This is a genomic window from Streptomyces sp. NPDC090741, from assembly GCF_044769045.1.
Classification (GTDB): Bacteria; Actinomycetota; Actinomycetes; order Streptomycetales; family Streptomycetaceae; genus Streptomyces.
This window is the reverse complement of sequence record NZ_JBIVXF010000001.1, coordinates 368,733-390,836: the sequence shown is the minus strand read 5'-3', so window position 1 is coordinate 390,836 and position 22,104 is coordinate 368,733. Positions and strand designations below refer to the sequence as shown.

Below are 22,104 nucleotides of genomic sequence, written 5' to 3'. Positions count from 1 at the left end.
GTGGTGATGGAAGATCGAAAGGCGTAGGTCGAATGATGCGTACGCGTCCGCTGAAGGTGGCGCTGCTGGGCTGTGGAGTGGTCGGCTCAGAGGTGGCGCGCATCATGACGACGCACGCCGACGACCTCACGGCCCGCATCGGTGCGCCCGTCGAGCTCGCCGGCGTGGCCGTGCGCCGTCCCTCCAAGGTGCGCGAGGGCATCGACCCCGCCCTGGTCACCACCGATGCGACCGCCCTCCTCAAACGCGGCGACATCGACATCGCGATCGAGGTCATCGGCGGCATCGAGCCCGCCCGCACCCTCATCACCACCGCCTTCGAGCACGGCATCTCCGTCGTCTCGGCGAACAAGGCGCTGCTCGCCCAGGACGGCGCGGCCCTGCACGCCGCGGCCCAGCAGCACGGGCTGGACCTGTACTACGAGGCGGCCGTCGCCGGCGCCATCCCGCTGGTCCGTCCCATGCGCGAGTCCCTTGCCGGAGACAAGATCAACCGGGTGATGGGCATCGTCAACGGCACGACGAACTTCATCCTCGACAAGATGGACTCCACCGGCGCCGGGTACCAGGAGGCGCTCGACGAGGCCACCGCCCTCGGGTACGCCGAGGCCGACCCCACCGCGGACGTCGAGGGCTACGACGCCGCCGCCAAGGCCGCGATCCTGGCCGGCATCGCCTTCCACACCCGGGTCCGCCTCGACGACGTCTACCGCGAGGGCATGACCGAGGTCAGCGCCGCCGACTTCGCCTCCGCCAAGCGCATGGGCTGCACCATCAAGCTCCTCGCGATCCTGGAGCGCGCCGCCGACGGCGAGTCCGTCACGGCCCGCGTGCACCCGGCGATGATCCCGCTGACCCACCCGCTCGCCTCCGTCCGCGAGGCGTACAACGCCGTCTTCGTCGAGGCGGAGGCCGCCGGGCGGCTCATGTTCTACGGGCCCGGCGCGGGCGGTTCGCCGACCGCCTCCGCGGTCCTGGGCGACCTCGTCGCCGTCTGCCGCAACAAGCTCGCCGAGGCAACGGGGCCCGGCGAGTCGGCGTACACCCAGCTGCCGGTCAGCCCCATGGGCGACGTCGTCACGCGGTACCACATCAGCCTCGATGTGGCCGACAAGCCGGGCGTCCTCGCCCAGGTGGCGACGAAGTTCGCGGAGCACGGTGTGTCCATCGATACCGTACGACAGCAAGGACGTCCGGACGGGGTCGGCAACGAGGCCTCCCTCGTCGTCGTCACCCACCGCGCGCCCGACGCCGCCCTCTCCGGGACCGTCGAGGCACTGCGGAAGCTGGACACCGTGCGCGGTGTCGCCAGCATCATGCGTGTTGAAGGGGAGTAAGGACCCATGAGCAGCAATCGCACCCACCAGTGGCGCGGCATCATCGAGGAGTACCGGGACCGCCTGCCGGTGACGGACGCGACTCCCGTGGTCACGCTCCGCGAGGGCGGCACTCCCCTCGTCCCCGCGCAGGTGCTCTCCGAGCGCACCGGCTGCGAGGTACACCTCAAGGTCGAGGGCGCGAACCCCACCGGGTCCTTCAAGGACCGCGGTATGACCATGGCGATCAGCAAGGCCAAGGAGGACGGCGCCAAGGCCGTCATCTGCGCCTCCACGGGCAACACCTCGGCCTCCGCCGCCGCGTACGCGGTGCGCGCCGGGATGGTCTCGGCCGTCCTCGTGCCCCGCGGCAAGATCGCGCTCGGCAAGATGGGCCAGGCGCTCGTGCACGGCGCCAAGATCCTCCAGGTGGACGGCAACTTCGACGACTGCCTGGACCTGGCCCGCGCGCTGTCCGACAACTACCCGGTCGCGCTGGTCAATTCCGTGAACCCGGTGCGCATCGAGGGCCAGAAGACGGCCGCGTTCGAGATCGTCGACGCGCTCGGCGACGCCCCCGACATCCACGTGCTGCCCGTCGGCAACGCCGGCAACATCACCGCGTACTGGAAGGGCTTCAAGGAGTACAAGGCCGACGCCCTGGCCTCCCGTACGCCCCGTGTGTGGGGTTTCCAGGCCTCCGGCTCCGCGCCCATCGTGCGCGGCGAGGTCGTCAAGGAGCCGCACACCATCGCCACCGCGATCCGCATCGGCAACCCGGCCTCCTGGGAGTACGCGCTCGCCGCGCGCGACGAGTCGGGCGGCTTCATCGACGAGGTGACGGACCGCCAGATCCTTGCCGCCTACCGCCTGTTGGCCGCGCAGGAGGGCGTCTTCGTCGAGCCCGCCTCGGCGGCGTCCGTGGCCGGCCTGCTCAAGGCCGCCGAGCTGGGCCTGGTCGACCCCGGCCAGACGATCGTGTGCACCGTGACCGGAAACGGCCTCAAGGACCCCGACTGGGCCGTCGCCGGCGCCCCGCAGCCGGCCACCGTCCCGGTGGACGCCGAAGCCGCGGCCATCCGCCTCGGCCTGGTCTGACCGCAGTACCCCGGTTGCCGGATTCCGGAATGCCTCGCCGAGGCTTCCGGAATCCGGCAACTCAGGCCGTACGGCACAAAAGTCAACGGCATTCAGCGGAATCCACCGGAAGACACCGACACGCATCGTGCGCCTCCTGTGCGCCCTATGTCGCGAGAGAACCTTCCTTCGATACGCTGTACTTACACCCGCCACCGCGCATATGACCGTGGTGCTGCCCAGAGGGCCTTCGGGTGTCGTACGTTCTCCAGTACATTCGCAGCGAGCCAGCGAAGATCTCGTCTCGCACAGTCACAAGGAGTTCATCGGACGATGGCCGGTCCAGCGTTCCGCGCCGCCGCCGTACGGGTGCGCGTCCCCGCCAGCAGTGCCAACCTCGGCCCGGGCTTCGACGCCCTCGGCCTGGCCCTGGGGCTTTACGACGACGTCGTCGTCCGGGTGGCCGACTCCGGCCTGAACATCGACATCGCGGGCGAGGGCGCCGACACCCTCCCGCGGGACGAGAGCCACCTGCTCGTACGCTCCATGCGCACCGCCTTCGACCTGCTGGGCGGGCAGCCGCGCGGCCTGGAGGTCGTCTGCGCCAACCGCATCCCGCACGGCCGCGGCCTCGGGTCCTCCTCCGCCGCCATCTGCGCCGGCATCGTCGCAGCCCGCGCCGTGACCATAGGCGGAGAGGCCAAGCTGGACGACGCGGCCCTGCTCGAACTGGCCACCGAGATCGAGGGCCACCCCGACAACGTCGCCGCCTGTCTCCTCGGCGGATTCACGCTCGCCTGGATGGACGGCGGCAGCGCCAAGGCGATCCGTATGGAGCCCGCCGGTTCCATCGTTCCGGTGGTCTTCGTACCCTCCAAGCCCGTCCTGACGGAGACCGCGCGCGGCCTGCTGCCGCGCAACGTCCCGCACGTGGACGCGGCCGTCAACGCGGGTCGCGCGGCCCTGCTCGTCGAAGCCCTGACCAGGCGTCCCGAGTTGCTGCTGCCGGCCACGGAAGACCGGCTCCACCAGGAGTACCGGTCCCCGGCGATGCCCGAGAGCGTGGCACTCGTCAACCGGCTGCGGGCGGACGGCATCCCCGCGGTCATCTCCGGCGCGGGCCCCACGGTCCTCGCGCTGGTCGACAACGGCGCGGCCGACAAGGTCGCGCGGCTCGCGGGCGAAGGGTGGGCGGCGAACCGGCTCGCCCTCGACGCCGCGGGCGCGAGCGTCCTGCCGCTCGGAACGCAGGGCGGCTAGGCCGTAGGGCAGACCCGCCAGGGGCGGGCGGCCAGGGCAGGCCGCCCGCGCTGTAGGCGCGATGCCGGTGATTGAGAGGGGGAATATCTGTTGGATCCGGTAGTGTTAGTCTCAAGTGCGCAGCCGAAGCCGCCATGGCTCGGTGCTCAGTGTCCCCATCCGGGACCACCTTTCTTCCGGGAGCCTCCCCGACTGCTTTGATCGCATCCAGCAGTTTCGAGCACGCTCCGGAATCGGCGTGACATTCCCACGCTTCCAGCTCGGGGGCTTCTCGCCGGAACCACCCATGCACGTTTCTTTCCGCCGTTCCTCTTTCGGCGGACCACCGCCCCGGCCGCGGTCCATGACCCAACAGATCATGGTCCGTTGTCGGACAGCACAACCGGTCGCCGAGCCAGACAGGCCGACGTCCGCTCCAGGGAAGGACCCTTCGTGAGCGACACCACCGATCTGATGGGCGCTGCCGACACCACTGTCGACACCAGTGCCCCCGCCGCGGGCACCGCCCCCAAGCGTCGCCGCTCCGGCACCGGCCTCGAGGGCATGGTCCTGGCCGAGCTCCAGCAGGTCGCGTCGGGCCTCGGTATCAGGGGCACCGCGCGGATGCGCAAGAGCCAGCTGATCGAGGTCATCAAGGAGGCGCAGGCGGGCAGCAGTGCCCCCAAGGCCGCGGCTCCCGCCGCCGACGCCGCCGAGGCCAAGCCGAAGCGCCGCGCCACCAGCAAGGCCCGTACGGGCGAGGCCGCCGTAGAGGCGCCCGCCGAGAAGCCCGCCGCGCAGGCGCAGATCGAGATCCCGGGTCAGCCGGCCTCCGACGACGCCCCGGCCGGCGAGCGCCGCCGCCGTCGGGCCACGGCCCCCTCCGGCAGCCCGGAGACCGCGGCCCCCGCCGCCGCCGTGCAGGTCGAGGCCAAGACCGAGACCGCCACCGCCACCGCGACCGCTCCGGCCGAGGTCACGGCCGAGGCCGCCACCGCCGTCTCCGCGCCCGCCCAGGAGGGCGAGGGCCGCGGTCGGCGCGACCGCCGCGACCGCGGTGACCGTACCGAGCGCGAGGGCGGCCGGCGCGACCGCCGCGACCGCGGCGCCAAGGCCGACGACCAGGGCCAGGGCGCCCAGGGCCAGGGCCAGAGCCAGGCCGGCCAGAGCCAGGCCGGCGGCCAGGCCGGCCAGGGCGGCGGCCGCGGCGACCGTCAGGACCGCCAGCAGCAGGGCGGCCGTCAGGACCGTCAGGACCGCCAGCAGCAGGACCGTCAGGACCGCCAGCAGCAGGGCCGTCAGGACCGTCAGGTCCCCCAGGACAACGGCCCGCAGGACGACTTCGACGACGAGAGCGGTCGTCGCGGTCGTCGCGGCCGCTACCGCGACCGCCGTGGCCGTCGCGGTCGCGACGAGTTCGCGCCGAACGAGCCGCAGGTCGCCGACGACGACGTCCTGATCCCCGTCGCGGGCATCCTGGACATCCTCGACAACTACGCGTTCATCCGGACCTCGGGCTACCTGCCCGGCCCCAACGACGTGTACGTCTCCCTCGCCCAGGTCCGCAAGGCGGGTCTGCGCAAGGGCGACCACACCACCGGTGCCGTGCGCCAGCCCAAGGACGGCGAGCGCCGCGAGAAGTTCAACGCCCTCGTGCGTCTGGACTCGGTGAACGGCATGGCGCCCGAATCCGGCCGCGGCCGACCGGAGTTCCAGAAGCTGACCCCGCTGTACCCGCAGGACCGGCTCCGTCTGGAGACCGACCCGGGTGTGCTGACCACCCGCATCATCGACCTCGTGTCGCCGATCGGAAAGGGCCAGCGCGGCCTGATCGTGGCCCCGCCGAAGACCGGCAAGACCATGATCATGCAGGCGATCGCCAACGCGATCACCGTCAACAACCCCGAGTGCCACCTGATGGTCGTCCTGGTCGACGAGCGTCCGGAAGAGGTCACCGACATGCAGCGGTCGGTCAAGGGCGAGGTCATCTCCTCGACCTTCGACCGCCCGGCCGAGGACCACACCACCGTCGCCGAGCTGGCCATCGAGCGCGCCAAGCGCCTCGTCGAGCTGGGTCACGACGTGGTCGTCCTGCTGGACTCCATCACCCGTCTGGGCCGCGCGTACAACCTCGCGGCGCCGGCCTCCGGCCGCATCCTGTCCGGTGGTGTCGACTCGACCGCGCTGTACCCGCCGAAGCGCTTCTTCGGTGCCGCGCGCAACATCGAGGACGGCGGCTCGCTGACCATCCTGGCCACCGCGCTGGTCGACACCGGCTCGCGCATGGACGAGGTGATCTTCGAGGAGTTCAAGGGCACCGGCAACATGGAGCTCAAGCTCGACCGGAAGCTCGCCGACAAGCGCATCTTCCCGGCCGTCGACGTCGACCCGTCGGGCACCCGCAAGGAGGAGATCCTCCTCAACAGCGAGGAGCTCGCCATCGTCTGGAAGCTGCGCCGGGTGCTGCACGCGCTCGACTCGCAGCAGGCCATCGAGCTGCTGCTCGACAAGATGAAGCAGACGAAGTCGAACGCCGAGTTCCTGATGCAGATCGCCAAGACGACCCCGTCGGGCAAGAACGACGACTGATCCGTAGATCCGTCGCCGTACACCGCATCACCGGACCGCCCCCACCGCAGCCGCGGCGGGGGCGGTCCGTGTTTTCCGGGGGTTCCGCGGGTCCGCGCCCCTCTCCGCAGGTGCGAGCTTCGCCACACTCGCCGCTTTCGTGAACCTTGCGGCCGCGCGCTGCGTCCCCCTGGGAAACCGCAGGTGGGCGCGGTGTGTCCGGCGGGGCACGGGCCGTTCGTCCCGCCCCGGCCGCCCCAGGGCCCCCGTACGGGCGGCCTTCCGGCCGTGGAACCCTGGAGGACATTCGTCCGTCTGTGTCAGAGGGCAGTGCGGGAGGCCGCTGGGCCGGGCATCCGGCCGGAAACGTACTCAGGACTGAGGAGAGCATGAGCGAGGACAGCAGGGGCGGCGCCGGGCGTGCCGCGGGCCGGCGCCGACGGAAACCGCCGAAGCGCCGCGGGGCCCTGGTCATCGCCGCGTGGAGCGCCGCGGGCGTGGTCCTGCTGGGCGGGGCGGGTCTCGGCTGGTTCTACTTCCACCTGAACGGGAACCTCAAGACGGTCGACATCGACCAGGCGCTCGGCACCGACCGCCCGCAGAACGTGGACAACGGCTCGATGGACATCCTCGTCCTCGGCTCCGACTCCCGCGGCGGCGCCAATTCCGAGTACGGGCAGGACGACGGCGGCTCGGCCCGCTCGGACACGGCGATGATCGTCCACCTCTACGAGGGCCACAAGAAGGCCACCGTCGTCTCGATACCGCGCGACACCATGGTCAACCGGCCGGCCTGCACGCTGAGCAACGGCAAGACCGACCGCGGCAGCTCGCGCTCCCAGTTCAACGAGTCGTTCACCATCGGCGGGGCCGCCTGCGCGGTCAAGACCGTCGAGAAGATGTCGGGGGTCCGCATGGACCACTACATCGAGGTCGACTTCACGGGCTTCAAGAAGATCATCGACAACCTCGGCGGCGTCGAGCTCACGACCACCAAGCCGATCAAGGACGGATCGAGCCACCTCGACCTCCCGGCCGGTGCCAACAAGCTCAACGGCGAGCAGGCCCTGGGCCTCGTACGGACCCGCAAGAGCGTCGGCGACGGCTCCGACCTGGGCCGAATACAGCTCCAGCAGGCGTTCATGAAGGCCCTGATCAAGCAGGTCAAGGGCATCGGCGTCTTCGACAACCCCAAGCGGCTGCTCGACCTCGCCGACACCGGCACCAAGGCGCTCACCACCGACAAGTCGCTCGGCGACGTGAAGTCGCTGATGGGCTTCGCCCAGAGCCTCCAGGGCATCGACGCCCAGGACATGAAGATGATCACCCTGCCCGTGGGTCCGGACCCCCGCGACAGCGACCGGGTCGTGCCGCTGACCAAGGAGTCCAAGATGGTCTGGGACGCCCTGCTGACCGAGCAGCCGGTCCCCGCCGAGGCCACCGCGAACTCCATGGGCGACAAGGGCACCGCGGGCCAGATCGTGCGGTAAACCGCAAAACGCCTGGTCACGCGCTTCCCACTGGGGAGCGGAATAGATACCCGACCCCCCTCGTTGAGGGAGGCGTCCTCAGAATTTTGACAGGCAGCCCGGTCCTGGCAGACTGGTCTGTCGGCCCCGGTTCACGCAGTGCGCAATTCGGCTCCTGCGACCCGGCGCCCTCCCGAATCTAGGAGACACCTTGAAGCGCGATGTTCACCCCGAGTACGTCGAGACCCAGGTCAGCTGCACCTGTGGCGCGTCGTTCACCACTCGTAGCACCCTGACCGAGGGCACCATCCGTGCCGAGGTCTGCTCCGAGTGCCACCCGTTCTACACGGGCAAGCAGAAGATCCTCGACACCGGTGGCCGCGTCGCCCGCTTCGAGGCCCGTTTCGGCAAGGCTGCCGGCTCGAAGTAGCGAGCCCCCGGCGCCGGACCCCGGCTGCACCCTGTCCACACGGGGGCAGCCGGACCGGCGCCTTTGTCGTCCCGCAGCCCTTTTTCGTACTTTTCACTTCAGGAGCCCCCGATGTTCGAGGCGGTCGAGGAACTGATCGGCGAGCACGCCGATCTTGAGAAGAAGCTCGCCGACCCTTCGGTCCACTCGGATCAGGCCAACGCGCGCAAGCTCAACAAGCGCTACGCGGAGCTGACCCCGATCGTCGCGACCTTCCGTGCCTGGAAGCGGTCCGCCGAGGACATCGAGACGGCGAAGGAGTTCGCGGCCGACGACCCGGACTTCGTGGCCGAGGTGAAGGAGCTCACCGCGCACCGCGAGGAGCTCACCGAGAAGCTCCGCCTGCTGCTGGTCCCGCGCGACCCCAGCGACGACAAGGATGTGCTCCTCGAGGTCAAGGCGGGCGCGGGCGGCGACGAGTCGGCCCTGTTCGCCGGCGACCTGCTGCGCATGTACCTGCGCTACGCCGAGCGCGTGGGCTGGAAGACCGAGATCATCGACGCCACCGAGTCCGAGCTCGGCGGCTACAAGGACGTCCAGGTCTCCGTCCGTACCAAGGGCGGCAACGGCGCCACCGAGCCCGGCCAGGGCGTCTGGGCCCGCCTGAAGTACGAGGGCGGCGTGCACCGCGTCCAGCGCGTTCCGGCCACCGAGTCCCAGGGCCGCATCCACACCTCCGCCGCCGGCGTGCTCGTCACCCCGGAGGCCGAGGAGGTCGAGGTCGAGATCAACCAGAACGACCTCCGCATCGACGTGTACCGCTCGTCGGGCCCCGGCGGCCAGTCCGTCAACACCACCGACTCGGCCGTGCGCATCACGCACGTCCCGACCGGTGTGGTCGCCTCCTGCCAGAACGAGAAGAGCCAGCTCCAGAACAAGGAGCAGGCGATGCGCATCCTCCGCTCGCGACTGCTGGCCGCGGCCCAGGAGGCCGCCGAGCAGGAGGCCTCCGACGTGCGCCGCAGCCAGGTGCGCTCCGTGGACCGCTCCGAGAAGATCCGTACGTACAACTTCCCGGAAAACCGGATCTCGGACCACCGGACGGGCTTCAAGGCGTACAACTTGGACCAGGTGCTCGACGGCGACCTCGATCCGATGATCCAGGCCTGCGTCGACGCGGACTCGGCCGCCAAGCTGGCGTCCGCGCGCTGATCCGCGCCTGACCGCACCACCCCGCACGACCCGGCACCACCCCGCTCGACCTGCTTCACCGTGTACGCCCCGCACCACCCCCGTACGACAGCAGCCCGGAGGACCAGCGTGAACTTGCTGCTTGCCGAGGTGGCCCAGGCCACCCAGCGGCTGGCCGCCGCCGGCGTGCCCTCACCGCGCTTCGACGCGGAGGAGCTCGCGGCCTTCGTGCACGGCGTCAAGCGGGGGGAACTGCACCACGTCAAGGACGCGGACTTCGACGCCCGCTACTGGGAGGCCGTCGCCCGCCGCGAGGCGCGCGAGCCGCTCCAGCACATCACCGGCCGCGCCTTCTTCCGGTACCTGGAGCTCCAGGTCGGGCCCGGGGTCTTCGTGCCCCGGCCCGAGACCGAGTCGGTCGTGGACTGGGCCATACACGCCGTCCGGGCGATGGACGTCGTCGAGCCGCTGATCGTGGACCTGTGCACCGGCTCCGGCGCCATCGCGCTGGCCATGGCCCAGGAGGTGCCGCGCTCGCGCGTGCACGCGGTCGAGCTGTCCGAGGACGCCCTGCGGTGGACCCGCAAGAACGCCGAGGGATCCCGGGTCACCGTCCACCAGGGCGACGCGCTGAGCGCCCTGCCCGAGCTGGACGGCCAGGTCGACCTGGTGATCTCGAACCCGCCGTACATCCCGCTCACCGAGTGGGAGTACGTGGCCCCCGAGGCCCGGGACCACGACCCGGAGATGGCCCTGTTCTCCGGCGAGGACGGCCTCGACACCATCCGCGGCATCGAGCGCACCGCGCACCGGCTGCTGCGGCCCGGCGGCATCGTCGTCATCGAGCACGCCGACACCCAGGGCGGCCAGGTTCCGTGGATCTTCGCCGAGGAGCGGGGCTGGGCCGATGCCGCCGACCACCCCGACCTGAACAACCGCCCCCGCTTCGCCACCGCCCGCAAGGCCATGCCGTGACGGGCGCGACCCACCCCTCCACCCCCCTGCTGCACGAGGAGTCCCGCTGATGGCCCGGCGATACGACTGCAACGACGCGACGGACCGCAAGACGGGTCTGCGTGAAGCCGCATCCGCCGTGCGCCGCGGCGAGCTTGTCGTGCTGCCCACCGACACCCTCTACGGGATCGGCGCGGACGCCTTCAGCGCGGAGGCGGTCGGCGACCTGCTGGCGGCCAAGGGGCGCGGCCGCAACATGCCGACCCCCGTGCTCATCGGCTCCCCGAACACCCTGCACGGGCTCGTCACGGACTTCTCCGAGCAGGCCTGGGAGCTCGTCGACGCCTTCTGGCCGGGCGCGCTGACGCTCGTCGCCAAGCACCAGCCCTCGCTGGCCTGGGACTTGGGGGAGACCCGCGGGACCGTGGCCGTACGGATGCCCCTGCACCCCGTCGCGATCGAGCTGCTGACCGAGGTCGGTCCGATGGCCGTGTCCTCGGCGAACCTGACCGGGCACCCGGCGCCGGAGGACTGCGACGCGGCGCGCGAGATGCTGGGCGATTCCGTGTCCGTATACCTGGACGGCGGTCCGACCCCGGGGATCCAGCCGTCGTCGATCGTCGACGTCACCGGGAAGGTTCCCGTCCTGCTGCGCGAGGGGGCGCTGACCGCCGAGCAGCTGCGGGAGGTCGTACCCGACCTCGAGGTGGCCCCGTGAGCCCTGAGGGGCGTGGCATAGCAAGCGGGCACACCTCCGGCGGCAGCCACGGCTGGGGGGACCCCCACCCGGCGGGCGCCGGCGGGGACACGTTCCGCATCCTCCACGTCAGCACCGGCAACGTGTGCCGCTCGCCGATCACCGAGCGGCTGACCCGGCATGCGCTGGCGCACCGGCTGGGCGGCATCCCCGTCGGCGACCTGATCGTGGAGAGCGCGGGGACGTGGGGCCACGAGGGGGCTCCGATGGAGGCCAATGCGGCGGCCGTGCTCGCGGACTTCGGGGCGGACGCGTCCGGGTTCACCGGGCGGGAGCTGCTGGACGAGCACGTCATACGGGCGGACCTGGTGCTGACCGCCACGCGGGACCACCGGGCGCAGGTCATCTCGATGGGGCATTCGGCGGGGCTGCGGACGTTCACGCTGAAGGAGTTCACGCGGCTGGTGCGGGCCATAGACCCGGCCACGCTGCCGCCGCTGGACGACGGGGTCGCGGAGCGGGCCCGTGCGCTGGTGCGGGCCGCGGCCGCGCTTCGGGGGTGGCTGCTGGCGCCGTCGCCCGACGCGGACGAGGTGTACGACCCGTACGGGGCGCCGATCACCTTCTTCCGCTCGATCGGCGACGAGATCAACCAGGCGCTGGACCCGGTGGTCACGGCCCTGACGGGCGTCACGGCTTCCCGCTGACCCCTGCGGCTGGCCGGGCCGGGCCCTGCGGGGCTGGTGTCCCCTACCCACCCTTCGCCCGTTCCCCGGGGCTCCGCCCCGGACCCCGCGCCTCAAACGCCGGCGGGGTCGAAACGGGCTCGAAACGGGCAGATAGGGCGGGGGCGACCTAGAGTGGGCGTATCCGGGACCGCCACTGGGAGTCGCGCCATGAGCGTCATCACCCCGCCCTCCGACCTGCTGCGGCAGCAGGATCCGCAGATGGCAGACGTGCTCGCGGGGGAGGCGCAGCGGCAGGCCGCCACGCTGCAGCTGAGCGCCGCCGAGAACTTCACCTCGCCCGCCGTACTGGCGGCACTCGGCTCGGCGCTCGCCAACAAGTACGCCGAGGGCTATCCCGGCCACCGCTACCACGGCGGCTGCGAGTACGCCGACCTCGCCGAAGGGCTGGCCGTCGAGCGGGCCCGGGCGCTGTTCGGGGTGGAGCACGCCAACGTGCAGCCGCATTCCGGTTCCGCCGCCGTGCTGGCCGCGTACGCCGCGCTGCTGCGCCCCGGAGACACCGTCCTCGCGATGGGGCTCTCGTACGGCGGCCACCTCACCCACGGTTCGCCCGCCAACTTCTCCGGCCGCTGGTTCGACTTCGTCGGGTACGGGGTGGACGCCGAGACCGGCCTGATCGACTACGAGCAGGTGCAGGGCCTCGCCCGGATGCACCGGCCCAAGGCCATCGTCTGCGGCTCGATCTCCTATCCGCGCCACCCCGAGTACTCCGTGTTCCGGGAGATCGCCGACGAGGTCGGGGCGTACCTCATCGCGGACGCCGCCCACCCGATCGGGCTCGTCGCCGGCGGAGCCGCGCCCAGCCCCGTCCCGTACGCCGACATCGTCTGCGCGACGACGCACAAGGTGCTGCGCGGCCCGCGCGGCGGGATGGTCCTGTGCGGGGCCGAGTTCGCCGAGCGGATCGACCGGGCGGTCTTCCCCTTCACCCAGGGCGGCGCCCAGATGCACAGCATCGCCGCCAAGGCCGTGGCCTTCGGCGAGGCCGCGGCGCCGGCGTTCACCACGTACGCCCATCGGGTGGTGGCCAACGCGCGGGTGCTGGCCGATGAGCTCGCGGCCCACGGGTTCGCGTTGACGACGGGCGGCACCGACACCCACCTGATCACCGCCGACCCGGCGCCGCTCGGTGTGGACGGTCCGACCGCGCGCGGCCGGCTCGCCGCCGCCGGGATCGTGCTGGACACCTGCGCCCTGCCGTACGGGGACCAGCGCGGGATCCGGCTCGGTACGGCGGCCGTCACCACCCAGGGCATGCGGGAGCCCGAGATGGCCCGGATCGCCGCGCTGTTTGCCGCCGCACTGCGCGGGGCAGGCGCGAACACCCGCGCGGAAGTGACCGAGCTGACGCGCGGATTTCCCCCGTACCGGGAGTAAGTAGGACAAGTGGGGCGTACCGCAACCGCGATAGCGCCCCTCGCGTCCTCGGTGAGGGGTACATCGCAGCTAATGTGTGGGGCTGAGATGGCCGGCGATACATCTGGGGCAGCCCGTGCGTGAATATCTGCTGACGCTTTGCGTCACGGTCGCGGTGACCTACCTGCTCACCGGGCCCGTGCGGAAGTTCGCGATCGCGGCCGGTGCGATGCCGGAGATCCGCGCCCGCGACGTGCACCGCGAGCCCACTCCGCGGCTCGGCGGCATCGCCATGTTCGGCGGACTGTGCGCGGGGCTGCTGGTCGCGGACCACCTGCGCAACCTCAACGGCGTCTTCGAGCTGTCGAACGAGCCTCGGGCGCTGCTCTCCGGAGCCGCCCTGATCTGGCTGATCGGCGTGCTCGACGACAAGTTCGAGATCGACGCCCTGATCAAACTCGGCGCGCAGATGATCGCCGCCGGCGTGATGGTCATGCAGGGCCTGACCATGCTGTGGATCCCCGTCCCGGGCATCGGGACGGTCGCGCTGACCCAGTGGCAGGGCAACCTGCTCACCGTGGCCCTCGTCGTGATCACCATCAACGCGGTGAACTTCGTGGACGGGCTCGACGGCCTGGCCGCCGGCATGGTCTGCATCGCCGCCGCCGCGTTCTTCCTCTACTCGTACCGGATCTGGTTCGGGTACGGGATCGAGGCGGCCGCGCCCGCGACCCTGTTCGCGGCGATCCTGATGGGCATGTGCCTCGGCTTCCTGCCGCACAACATGCACCCGGCCCGGATCTTCATGGGCGATTCCGGATCGATGCTCATCGGTCTGGTGCTGGCGGCCGCCGCGATCTCGATCACCGGGCAGGTGGACCCGGACACCATGGCCCTGTTCGCCGGCGGTGAGCGCAACGCGACGCACGCGATGCTCCCGGTCTTCATTCCGCTTCTGCTCCCGCTGACGATCATCGCGATCCCGATGGCGGACCTGATCCTGGCCATCGTGCGGCGTACGTGGAAGGGCCAGTCGCCGTTCGCGGCCGACCGCGGGCACCTGCACCACCGGCTGCTGGAGCTCGGGCATTCGCACAGCCGCGCGGTGATGATCATGTACTTCTGGTCAGGGCTGATCGCGTTCGGCGCGGTGGCGTATTCGGTGCACTCCGCCTCGATGTGGATCGTGCTCGCCATCGTCGGGCTGAGCGCGCTGGGCCTCGTCCTGCTGCTCCTGCCGCGCTTCACCCCCCGCGCCCCGCGCTGGGCCGAGGGTCTGGTCCCGCCGCGCTACCGGCACCGCGAGCGCGCCGCGGAGGCGGCCGCGCTCGATGCCTCGGGCCGGGAGCCGGAGCCCGCCGGTCCGATCCGGGTCGGCGTCTCGGGCGTCAACGGAGCGACCGCGGTAGGCCCCCGTTCGCGCTTCCCCGACCGGCGTAAGGCTGAGTCGGCGCGCTGACGCCCGCGGTACATGTCGGACATGAACCGCCTTTACCACACACAACGACGGCTTGTCGCGCACACACGGGCGGGTTAGCTCTCATGTGTGACAGTCAGCACACTCCGCAGGTAAAGCTCTCATCAAATAGTTTGTGATACCGTTCACTAAACCCGGCGACAGAGCCGAAGGACCGTAGTGCGACGGCCCATCGGCCCGAGGTTCGATCTCGGACCGGGCTTACGCTCGTCCCGTACGAGTTCCCGTACGAGTCCGTGCCCCCACCACCACGCGGAGCAAACCGCCATGCGGTCAGATGACGTCCGATCCCTCCTGCACGCCGCTGTACCCACGGCTGTCGCCGGCGCTCTCGCCGCCGTCATCAGTGCCGTGGTGGCAGGTGGCGAGGGGGCCCTTGGCGCCGTCATTGCCACGCTGGTCGTGATGCTGTTCATGGGCATCGGATTCATCGTTCTGCAACGCACCGCGAAATCGCTGCCGCACCTGTTCCAGGCCATGGGGCTGATGCTCTACACGGCCCAGATCCTGCTGCTCTTCGTCTTTCTCGCCGTGTTCAAGAACACGACGCTGTTCAACCCCAAGGCTTTCGCGATCACGCTCGTCGCCACCACCCTCGTGTGGATCGGCGCGCAGACGCGTGCTCATATGAAGGCCAAGATCCTCTACGTCGAACCGGACTCGACGAAGGGCGACAAGCCCGAAAATTCGGGGCCGAAGTCGTGAGGGGTAGGGCCGGAATAAGGGCGCGTTCGAGATGCTGCTATCGTCCGGTGCCAACTGCGGCATTGCGGGCGCGGGCATCTGAGCTGACGCCTGTTCCATCGCGAGGCTCGATGCCTGATCGCCGCCCCCACACCCGTAACACCAGTCCAGTGCCGAACAGCGGCTGTGCGCCGCGCCGACACAACGAGGTTGCCGTACCTATGCGCCACGCTGAAGGAGCCCGCGGTGAGTGCTGACCTGACGCAGGTGCTCGCTTTCGAGACCGACTGTCACATCTTCGACGGATGTGGCTTCCCCGGCCCGGGCCTGCACTCGTTCCTCTTCGAGCCGCTGTGGGGCGAAGCCGGCACCACCAGTGCGTACTTCAACAAGCCGATGCTGCTGGCCCTGTTGGGCTCGGTGATCATCGTCGCCTTCTTCTGGGCCGCGTTCCGGAAGCCGAAGGTCGTACCGGGCAAGCTGCAGATGGTCGCCGAGGCCGGCTACGACTTCGTGCGCCGCGGCATCGTGTACGAGACGCTGGGCAGGAAGGAGGGCGAGAAGTATGTCCCCTTCATGGTCTCGCTGTTCTTCTTCGTCTGGGTCCTGAACGTCTGGTCGATCGTCCCCGTGGCCCAGTTCCCGGTGACCGCGATCATCGCGTACCCGGCGGCCCTCGCACTGGTCGTCTACTTCATCTGGATGTCGGTGACGTTCAAGCGTCACGGCTTCGTCGGCGGACTCAAGAACCTGACGGGCTACGACAAGTCGCTCGGCGGCGTCCTGCCCCTGGTCATGGTCATCGAGTTCTTCTCGAACGTCCTGGTGCGCCCGTTCACCCACGCGGTCCGACTGTTCGCGAACATGTTCGCCGGTCACACCCTGCTGCTGCTGTTCACCATCGCCAGCTGGTACCTGCTGAACGGGATCGGGATCGCCTACGCGGGCGTCTCTTTCATCATGGTCATCGTGATGACGGCCTTCGAGCTCTTCATCCAGGCTGTCCAGGCCTACGTCTTCGTGCTGCTGGCCTGCAGCTTCATCCAGGGCGCACTCGCCGAGCACCACTGAGTCCGGCCCTCCCCCAAAACCCCCTGTCGTCCGGTGGCCAACCCCCACCGGTCCGTGAAAGAGAAGGAAGAACTGGCATGTCCCAGATCCTCGCTGCCGCCAATGGCGTCACCGGCTCCCTCAGCTCCGTTGGTTACGGTCTCGCGGCCATCGGCCCGGGTGTCGGCGTCGGCATCATCTTCGGTAACGGCACGCAGGCTCTCGCCCGTCAGCCCGAGGCTGCCGGTCTGATCCGCGCCAACCAGATCCTCGGCTTCGCCTTCTGTGAGGCGCTCGCCCTCATCGGTCTGGTCATGCCGTTCGTCTACAGCTGACGAACCGCGACCACTAGTCCGATTAGACGAAAGGCACTGATGTGAACCTCCTGGTTCTCGCGGCCGAGACGGAAAACCCGCTCGTTCCGCCGATCCCCGAGCTCGTCATCGGTCTGATCGCCTTCGTCATCGTCTTCGGTTTCCTCGCGAAGAAGCTCCTCCCGAACATCAACAAGGTTCTGGACGAGCGCCGCGAGCAGATCGAGGGCGGTATCGAGAAGGCTGAGGCCGCTCAGACCGAGGCCCAGAGCGTGCTGGAGCAGTACAAGGCCCAGCTCGCCGAAGCCCGGCACGAGGCCGCGCGCCTGCGCCAGGAAGCGCTGGAGCAGGGCACTGCGCTCAAGGAAGAACTGCGCGCAGAGGGCCAGCGGCAGCGTGAGGAGATCATCGCTGCCGGCCACGCCCAGATCGAGGCCGACCGCAAGGCCGCCTCTCAGGCGCTGCGCCAGGACGTGGGCAAGCTCGCCACCGACCTGGCCGGCAAGCTCGTCGGCGAGTCCCTCGAGGACGCCGCCCGGCAGAGCCGCACGATCGACCGCTTCCTCAGCGAGCTTGAGGAGAAGGCCGAGGCGGCCCGATGAACGGAGCGAGCCGCGAGGCGCTGGCCTCCGCGCGCGAGCGTCTCGACGCGCTGACGGACAACACGTCCGTCGACGCGACGAAGCTCGCCGGTGAGCTGGCAGCCGTCACCGCGCTGCTCGACCGTGAGGTCTCGCTGCGTCGGGTCATCACGGACCCGGCGCAGTCCGGCGAGGCCAAGGCCGAGCTGGTCGGCCGTCTGCTGTCCGGCCAGGTGGGCGGGGAAACCCTCGACCTGGTGTCCGGCATGGCGCGCTCCCGCTGGTCGCAGTCCCGCGACCTGGTGGACGCGCTGGAGGAGCTGGCGGCCACCGCCGACCTCACGGCGGCCCAGCAGACCGGTGCGCTCGACAACGTCGAGGACGAGGTCTTCCGCTTCGGCCGGATCGTCGCCTCGAGCACCGAGCTGCGTTCCGCGCTGACCGACCGCGCGGCCACCGCCTCCGCCAAGAGCCAGCTGCTGCGCAGCCTGCTCGGCGGCAAGGCGAACGCCGTCACGGAGCGCCTGGTCGTCCGTCTCGTCACGCACCCGCGTGGACGTAGCCTGGAAGCGGGACTCGAGTCCCTCTCCAAGCTCGCCGCCGAGCGCCGTGACCGCATGGTCGCCACCGTGACCAGCGCGGTTCCGCTCAGCGACGTGCAGAAGGCGCGTCTCGGCGCGGTGCTGGCCAAGCTGTACGGCCGCCAGATGCACCTGAACCTCGACGTGGACCCCGAGGTCCTCGGCGGGATCTCGGTGCGGGTCGGCGACGAGGTCATCGACGGCACCATCGCGGACCGCCTTTCCGAGGCGTCCCGCCGCATGGCCGGCTGACCTCAGCCACCAATAGAACAACGCATTCCTAGCGGCCCGGTTGGGCCGTGCAGAACTTGCAGAAGATTCCTGGGGGTCGCCCCCAGACCCCTAAGAAGCTTCAGGCCCAACAAGGAGAGCAGGGAACCCAGATGGCGGAGCTCACGATCCGGCCGGAGGAGATCCGGGACGCACTGGAGAACTTTGTCCAGTCGTACCAGCCGGACGCGGCCTCGCGCGAGGAGGTCGGAACGGTCAGCGTTGCCGGCGACGGCATCGCGAAGGTGGAGGGCCTGCCCTCCGCCATGGCGAACGAGCTGCTGAAGTTCGAGGACGGCACCCTCGGTCTCGCCCTCAACCTCGAGGAGCGCGAGATCGGTGCGGTCGTCCTCGGCGAGTTCAGCGGTATCGAGGAGGGCCAGCCGGTGCAGCGCACCGGTGAGGTTCTCTCCGTAGGCGTCGGCGAGGGCTACCTCGGCCGCGTCGTCGACCCGCTCGGCAACCCGATCGACGGTCTCGGCGAGATCGCGACCGAAGGCCGTCGCGCCCTCGAGCTGCAGGCCCCGGGCGTCATGGTCCGTAAGTCGGTGCACGAGCCGATGCAGACCGGCTACAAGGCCATCGACGCGATGGTGCCGGTCGGCCGTGGCCAGCGTCAGCTGATCATCGGTGACCGTCAGACCGGCAAGACCGCTCTGGCCGTCGACACGATCATCAACCAGCGCGACAACTGGCGCTCGGGCGACGTGAACAAGCAGGTCCGCTGCATCTACGTCGCCATCGGCCAGAAGGGCTCGACCATCGCGTCCGTTCGCGGCGCCCTGGAAGACGCCGGCGCGCTCGAGTACACGACGATCGTCGCCGCCCCGGCGTCCGACCCGGCCGGCTTCAAGTACCTGGCGCCGTACACCGGTTCTGCCATCGGCCAGCACTGGATGTACGCCGGCAAGCACGTCCTGATCATCTTCGACGACCTGTCGAAGCAGGCCGACGCCTACCGCGCCGTGTCGCTGCTGCTGCGCCGCCCGCCGGGCCGTGAGGCCTACCCGGGCGACGTCTTCTACCTGCACTCCCGTCTGCTGGAGCGCTGCGCGAAGCTCTCCGACGACATGGGTGCCGGTTCGATGACCGGTCTGCCGATCGTCGAGACCAAGGCGAACGACGTGTCGGCGTTCATCCCGACCAACGTCATCTCCATCACCGACGGCCAGTGCTTCCTGGAGTCCGACCTGTTCAACGCGGGCCAGCGCCCGGCGCTGAACGTCGGTATCTCGGTCTCCCGCGTCGGTGGCTCCGCCCAGCACAAGGCCATGAAGCAGGTTTCCGGCCGTCTGCGCCTGGACCTCGCCCAGTACCGTGAGCTGGAGGCGTTCGCCGCCTTCGGTTCCGACCTGGACGCCGCTTCGAAGGCTTCGCTGGAGCGCGGCAAGCGTCTGGTCGAGCTGCTGAAGCAGGGCCAGTACCAGCCGATGCCCGTCGAGGAGCAGGTCGTCTCCGTCTGGGCCGGCACCACCGGCAAGATGGACGACGTCCCGGTCAACGACATCCGTCGCTTCGAGTCGGAGCTGCTGGAGCACCTGCGCCGCGAGCGCAAGGACCTCCTCACCTCCATCGCGGACGGCGGCAAGATGTCGGACGACACCCTGTCCTCCATCGCGGACGCCATCGCCGGCTTCAAGCAGCAGTTCGAGACCTCGGACGGCAAGCTCCTGGGCGAGGACGCGCCGGCCGTCAACGTCTCCAAGTGACGACGGAAGGGACCTGACTCATGGGAGCGCAGCTCCGGGTCTACAAGCGTCGCATCCGTGCCGTCACGGCGACCAAGAAGATCACCAAGGCGATGGAGATGATCGCCGCCTCGCGCATCGTCAAGGCGCAGCGCAAGGTGGCGGCATCGATGCCGTACGCGACCGAGCTCACCCGTGCGGTGACCGCGGTGGCGACCGGTTCGAACACCAGGCACGCCCTGACGACCGAGGTCGAGACGCCGACCCGTGCCGCGATTCTGCTCATCACGAGCGACCGCGGTCTGGCCGGCGGCTACTCCTCCAACGCCATCAAGCAGGCGGAGCGGCTCACCGAGCGGCTGCGCGGCGAGGGCAAGGAGGTCGACACGTACATCGTCGGCCGTAAGGGTCTGGCCTACTACGGCTTCCGCGAGCGCAAGGTCGCGGATTCGTGGACCGGCTTCACCGACAGCCCGGCCTACGCCGACGCCAAGCGCGTCGCGGGACCGCTGATCGAGGCCATCCAGACGGAAACGGCCGAGGGCGGCGTCGACGAGCTGCACATCGTCTACACGGAATTCGTGTCGATGATGACGCAGAACGCGGTCGACGGCCGGATGCTGCCGCTCAGCCTCGACCAGGCTCCGGAAGAGGACGGTGCGAAGGGCGAGATCCTTCCGCTGTTCGACTTCGAGCCGTCGGCGGAGGACGTCCTCGACGCCCTTCTGCCGCGCTACGTCGAGAGCCGCATCTACAACGCACTGCTGCAGTCGGCCGCTTCCGAGCACGCCGCCCGCCGCCGCGCGATGAAGTCGGCGACCGACAACGCCGGGGATCTCATCAAGAGCCTCTCCCGGCTTGCCAACGCGGCCCGCCAGGCCGAAATCACCCAGGAAATCAGCGAGATCGTCGGTGGCGCGAGCGCCATGGCTGACGCGACCGCGGGGAGTGACAAGTAATGACGACCACTGTTGAGACGGCCGCCGCCACGGGCCGCGTCGCCCGGGTCATCGGCCCGGTCGTCGACGTGGAGTTCCCCGTCGACGCCATGCCCGAGATCTACAACGCCCTCAAGGTCCAGGTCGCAGACCCGGCCGAGGACGGCAAGCTCAAGACCCTGACCCTCGAGGTCGCGCAGCACCTGGGTGACGGCCTCGTCCGTACCATCTCGATGCAGCCGACCGACGGTCTGGTCCGCCAGGCCGCGGTCACCGACACGGGCGCGGGCATCACCGTCCCCGTCGGTGACTTCACCAAGGGCAAGGTCTTCAACACCCTGGGTGAGGTGCTCAACTACCCCGAGGCGAACGCCGAGGTCACCGAGCGCTGGCCCATCCACCGCAAGGCGCCCCGCTTCGACGAGCTCGAGTCGAAGACCGAGATGTTCGAGACCGGCGTCAAGGTCATCGACCTTCTCACCCCGTACGTCAAGGGTGGAAAGATCGGTCTGTTCGGTGGTGCCGGTGTCGGCAAGACCGTTCTGATCCAGGAAATGATCTACCGCGTCGCCAACAACCACGACGGTGTGTCGGTCTTCGCGGGCGTCGGTGAGCGTACCCGTGAGGGCAACGACCTCATCGAGGAAATGGCCGACTCGGGCGTCATCGACAAGACGGCGCTCGTCTTCGGCCAGATGGACGAGCCCCCGGGCACGCGTCTTCGCGTCGCGCTCGCCGGTCTGACCATGGCGGAGTACTTCCGCGATGTGCAGAAGCAGGACGTGCTCTTCTTCATCGACAACATCTTCCGTTACACCCAGGCCGGTTCGGAGGTGTCGACCCTTCTGGGCCGCATGCCGTCCGCCGTGGGTTACCAGCCGAACCTGGCTGACGAGATGGGTCTGCTGCAGGAGCGCATCACCTCGACCCGCGGTCACTCGATCACCTCGATGCAGGCGATCTACGTCCCCGCGGACGACCTGACCGACCCGGCGCCGGCCACCACCTTCGCCCACCTCGACGCGACGACGGTTCTCTCCCGTCCGATCTCCGAGAAGGGCATCTACCCGGCCGTGGACCCGCTGGACTCGACGTCCCGCATCCTCGACCCGCGGTACATCGCGGCGGACCACTACGCCACGGCGATGCGCGTCAAGGGGATCCTCCAGAAGTACAAGGACCTCCAGGACATCATCGCGATCCTCGGTATCGACGAGCTGGGCGAGGAGGACAAGCTCGTTGTCCACCGTGCCCGTCGCGTCGAGCGCTTCCTGTCGCAGAACACCCACGTGGCGAAGCAGTTCACCGGCGTGGACGGTTCGGACGTTCCGCTCGACGAGTCGATCGTCGCGTTCAACGCGATCTGCGACGGTGACTACGACCACTTCCCCGAGCAGGCGTTCTTCCTGTGCGGTGGCATCGAGGACCTGAAGGCCAACGCCAAGGAGCTGGGCGTCTCCTGATCCGGCGCGCTCCTCGCGGAGCGCTTCCGGCTC

Annotated in this window: 20 protein-coding genes; all 20 read left to right on the top strand. The window is 69.7% G+C overall.

What is annotated here, in order from left to right; translation table 11 throughout:
• Positions 1-32: 32 nt before the first annotated feature.
• A complete protein-coding gene (locus ACIQU4_RS01735) occupies positions 33-1,337 on the top strand; it encodes a homoserine dehydrogenase (protein WP_403724486.1) in 1,305 nt (434 codons plus the stop codon).
• A 6-nt stretch (positions 1,338-1,343) separates the two neighbouring features.
• On the top strand, positions 1,344-2,414 hold the full coding sequence (gene thrC / locus ACIQU4_RS01730; protein WP_403724484.1) for a threonine synthase: 1,071 nt from the start codon (positions 1,344-1,346) through the stop codon (positions 2,412-2,414).
• Between the two features lie 312 nt (positions 2,415-2,726).
• Complete coding sequence (thrB, locus tag ACIQU4_RS01725; RefSeq protein WP_403724481.1) at positions 2,727-3,653, top strand: homoserine kinase; 927 nt, start codon at positions 2,727-2,729, stop codon at positions 3,651-3,653.
• Between the two features lie 432 nt (positions 3,654-4,085).
• Positions 4,086-6,221, top strand: a complete 2,136-nt coding sequence (rho, locus tag ACIQU4_RS01720) for a transcription termination factor Rho (RefSeq protein ID WP_403724479.1) — start codon at positions 4,086-4,088, stop codon at positions 6,219-6,221.
• Positions 6,222-6,589: 368 nt separating this feature from the next.
• On the top strand, positions 6,590-7,690 hold the full coding sequence (locus tag ACIQU4_RS01715) for an LCP family protein (RefSeq protein WP_403724476.1): 1,101 nt from the start codon (positions 6,590-6,592) through the stop codon (positions 7,688-7,690).
• A gap of 190 nt (positions 7,691-7,880) precedes the next feature.
• The gene (rpmE, locus tag ACIQU4_RS01710) at positions 7,881-8,099 is read left to right on the top strand and encodes a 50S ribosomal protein L31 (protein WP_030153765.1); all 219 of its coding nucleotides are present in this window, start codon (positions 7,881-7,883) and stop codon (positions 8,097-8,099) included.
• 111 nt (positions 8,100-8,210) lie between these two features.
• On the top strand, positions 8,211-9,290 hold the full coding sequence (gene prfA / locus ACIQU4_RS01705; RefSeq protein WP_403724473.1) for a peptide chain release factor 1: 1,080 nt from the start codon (positions 8,211-8,213) through the stop codon (positions 9,288-9,290).
• A gap of 108 nt (positions 9,291-9,398) precedes the next feature.
• On the top strand, positions 9,399-10,244 hold the full coding sequence (gene prmC, locus ACIQU4_RS01700) for a peptide chain release factor N(5)-glutamine methyltransferase (protein ID WP_030153768.1): 846 nt from the start codon (positions 9,399-9,401) through the stop codon (positions 10,242-10,244).
• 49 nt (positions 10,245-10,293) lie between these two features.
• Positions 10,294-10,941, top strand: coding sequence for an L-threonylcarbamoyladenylate synthase (locus ACIQU4_RS01695; protein ID WP_030153769.1), 648 nt, complete (start codon positions 10,294-10,296; stop codon positions 10,939-10,941).
• Positions 10,938-11,627, top strand: a complete 690-nt coding sequence (locus tag ACIQU4_RS01690) for a low molecular weight phosphatase family protein (RefSeq protein ID WP_030153770.1) — start codon at positions 10,938-10,940, stop codon at positions 11,625-11,627. Before ACIQU4_RS01695 ends, ACIQU4_RS01690 begins: the two co-directional genes overlap by 4 nt.
• 189 nt (positions 11,628-11,816) lie before the next feature.
• Positions 11,817-13,046: a serine hydroxymethyltransferase gene (glyA, locus tag ACIQU4_RS01685; RefSeq protein WP_403724468.1), complete on the top strand. Its 1,230-nt coding sequence runs from the start codon at positions 11,817-11,819 to the stop codon at positions 13,044-13,046.
• Between the two features lie 115 nt (positions 13,047-13,161).
• Positions 13,162-14,484 (top strand): MraY family glycosyltransferase, encoded by a 1,323-nt coding sequence (locus ACIQU4_RS01680; protein ID WP_403724466.1) that lies wholly within the window; start codon positions 13,162-13,164, stop codon positions 14,482-14,484.
• Positions 14,485-14,769: 285 nt separating this feature from the next.
• Complete coding sequence (locus tag ACIQU4_RS01675; RefSeq protein ID WP_266625414.1) at positions 14,770-15,207, top strand: hypothetical protein; 438 nt, start codon at positions 14,770-14,772, stop codon at positions 15,205-15,207.
• A 225-nt stretch (positions 15,208-15,432) separates the two neighbouring features.
• Positions 15,433-16,257: a F0F1 ATP synthase subunit A gene (atpB, locus tag ACIQU4_RS01670; protein ID WP_403724463.1), complete on the top strand. Its 825-nt coding sequence runs from the start codon at positions 15,433-15,435 to the stop codon at positions 16,255-16,257.
• Between the two features lie 77 nt (positions 16,258-16,334).
• Positions 16,335-16,571 carry a F0F1 ATP synthase subunit C gene (locus tag ACIQU4_RS01665; RefSeq protein WP_403724460.1) on the top strand — a complete coding sequence of 79 codons (237 nt, stop codon included), beginning with the start codon at positions 16,335-16,337 and terminating at the stop codon, positions 16,569-16,571.
• Positions 16,572-16,612: 41 nt separating this feature from the next.
• Positions 16,613-17,152 carry a F0F1 ATP synthase subunit B gene (locus ACIQU4_RS01660; RefSeq protein WP_030857149.1) on the top strand — a complete coding sequence of 180 codons (540 nt, stop codon included), beginning with the start codon at positions 16,613-16,615 and terminating at the stop codon, positions 17,150-17,152.
• Positions 17,149-17,964, top strand: coding sequence for a F0F1 ATP synthase subunit delta (locus ACIQU4_RS01655; protein ID WP_403724457.1), 816 nt, complete (start codon positions 17,149-17,151; stop codon positions 17,962-17,964). Before ACIQU4_RS01660 ends, ACIQU4_RS01655 begins: the two co-directional genes overlap by 4 nt.
• 131 nt (positions 17,965-18,095) lie before the next feature.
• On the top strand, positions 18,096-19,691 hold the full coding sequence (gene atpA, locus ACIQU4_RS01650; RefSeq protein WP_266625406.1) for a F0F1 ATP synthase subunit alpha: 1,596 nt from the start codon (positions 18,096-18,098) through the stop codon (positions 19,689-19,691).
• Positions 19,692-19,711: 20 nt separating this feature from the next.
• On the top strand, positions 19,712-20,629 hold the full coding sequence (locus ACIQU4_RS01645) for a F0F1 ATP synthase subunit gamma (RefSeq protein ID WP_403724454.1): 918 nt from the start codon (positions 19,712-19,714) through the stop codon (positions 20,627-20,629).
• Positions 20,629-22,071 (top strand): F0F1 ATP synthase subunit beta, encoded by a 1,443-nt coding sequence (gene atpD / locus ACIQU4_RS01640; protein ID WP_403724452.1) that lies wholly within the window; start codon positions 20,629-20,631, stop codon positions 22,069-22,071. The genes ACIQU4_RS01645 and atpD overlap by 1 nt, the downstream gene beginning before the upstream one ends.
• Positions 22,072-22,104 lie beyond the last annotated feature (33 nt).

Excerpts from the sequence above, each read along its gene's own strand:
- ACIQU4_RS01735 (WP_403724486.1), top strand. The coding sequence starts at position 33 with ATGATGCGTACGCGTCCGCTGAAGGTGGCGCTGCTGGGCTGTGGAGTG.
- thrC (WP_403724484.1), top strand. The coding sequence starts at position 1,344 with ATGAGCAGCAATCGCACCCACCAGTGGCGCGGCATCATCGAGGAGTAC.
- thrB (WP_403724481.1), top strand. The coding sequence starts at position 2,727 with ATGGCCGGTCCAGCGTTCCGCGCCGCCGCCGTACGGGTGCGCGTCCCC.
- ACIQU4_RS01715 (WP_403724476.1), top strand. The coding sequence starts at position 6,590 with ATGAGCGAGGACAGCAGGGGCGGCGCCGGGCGTGCCGCGGGCCGGCGC.
- prfA (WP_403724473.1), top strand. The coding sequence starts at position 8,211 with ATGTTCGAGGCGGTCGAGGAACTGATCGGCGAGCACGCCGATCTTGAG.
- ACIQU4_RS01695 (WP_030153769.1), top strand. The coding sequence starts at position 10,294 with ATGGCCCGGCGATACGACTGCAACGACGCGACGGACCGCAAGACGGGT.
- glyA (WP_403724468.1), top strand. The coding sequence starts at position 11,817 with ATGAGCGTCATCACCCCGCCCTCCGACCTGCTGCGGCAGCAGGATCCG.
- ACIQU4_RS01675 (WP_266625414.1), top strand. The coding sequence starts at position 14,770 with ATGCGGTCAGATGACGTCCGATCCCTCCTGCACGCCGCTGTACCCACG.
- ACIQU4_RS01665 (WP_403724460.1), top strand. The coding sequence starts at position 16,335 with ATGTCCCAGATCCTCGCTGCCGCCAATGGCGTCACCGGCTCCCTCAGC.
- ACIQU4_RS01655 (WP_403724457.1), top strand. The coding sequence starts at position 17,149 with ATGAACGGAGCGAGCCGCGAGGCGCTGGCCTCCGCGCGCGAGCGTCTC.
- atpA (WP_266625406.1), top strand. The coding sequence starts at position 18,096 with ATGGCGGAGCTCACGATCCGGCCGGAGGAGATCCGGGACGCACTGGAG.
- ACIQU4_RS01645 (WP_403724454.1), top strand. The coding sequence starts at position 19,712 with ATGGGAGCGCAGCTCCGGGTCTACAAGCGTCGCATCCGTGCCGTCACG.
- atpD (WP_403724452.1), top strand. The coding sequence starts at position 20,629 with ATGACGACCACTGTTGAGACGGCCGCCGCCACGGGCCGCGTCGCCCGG.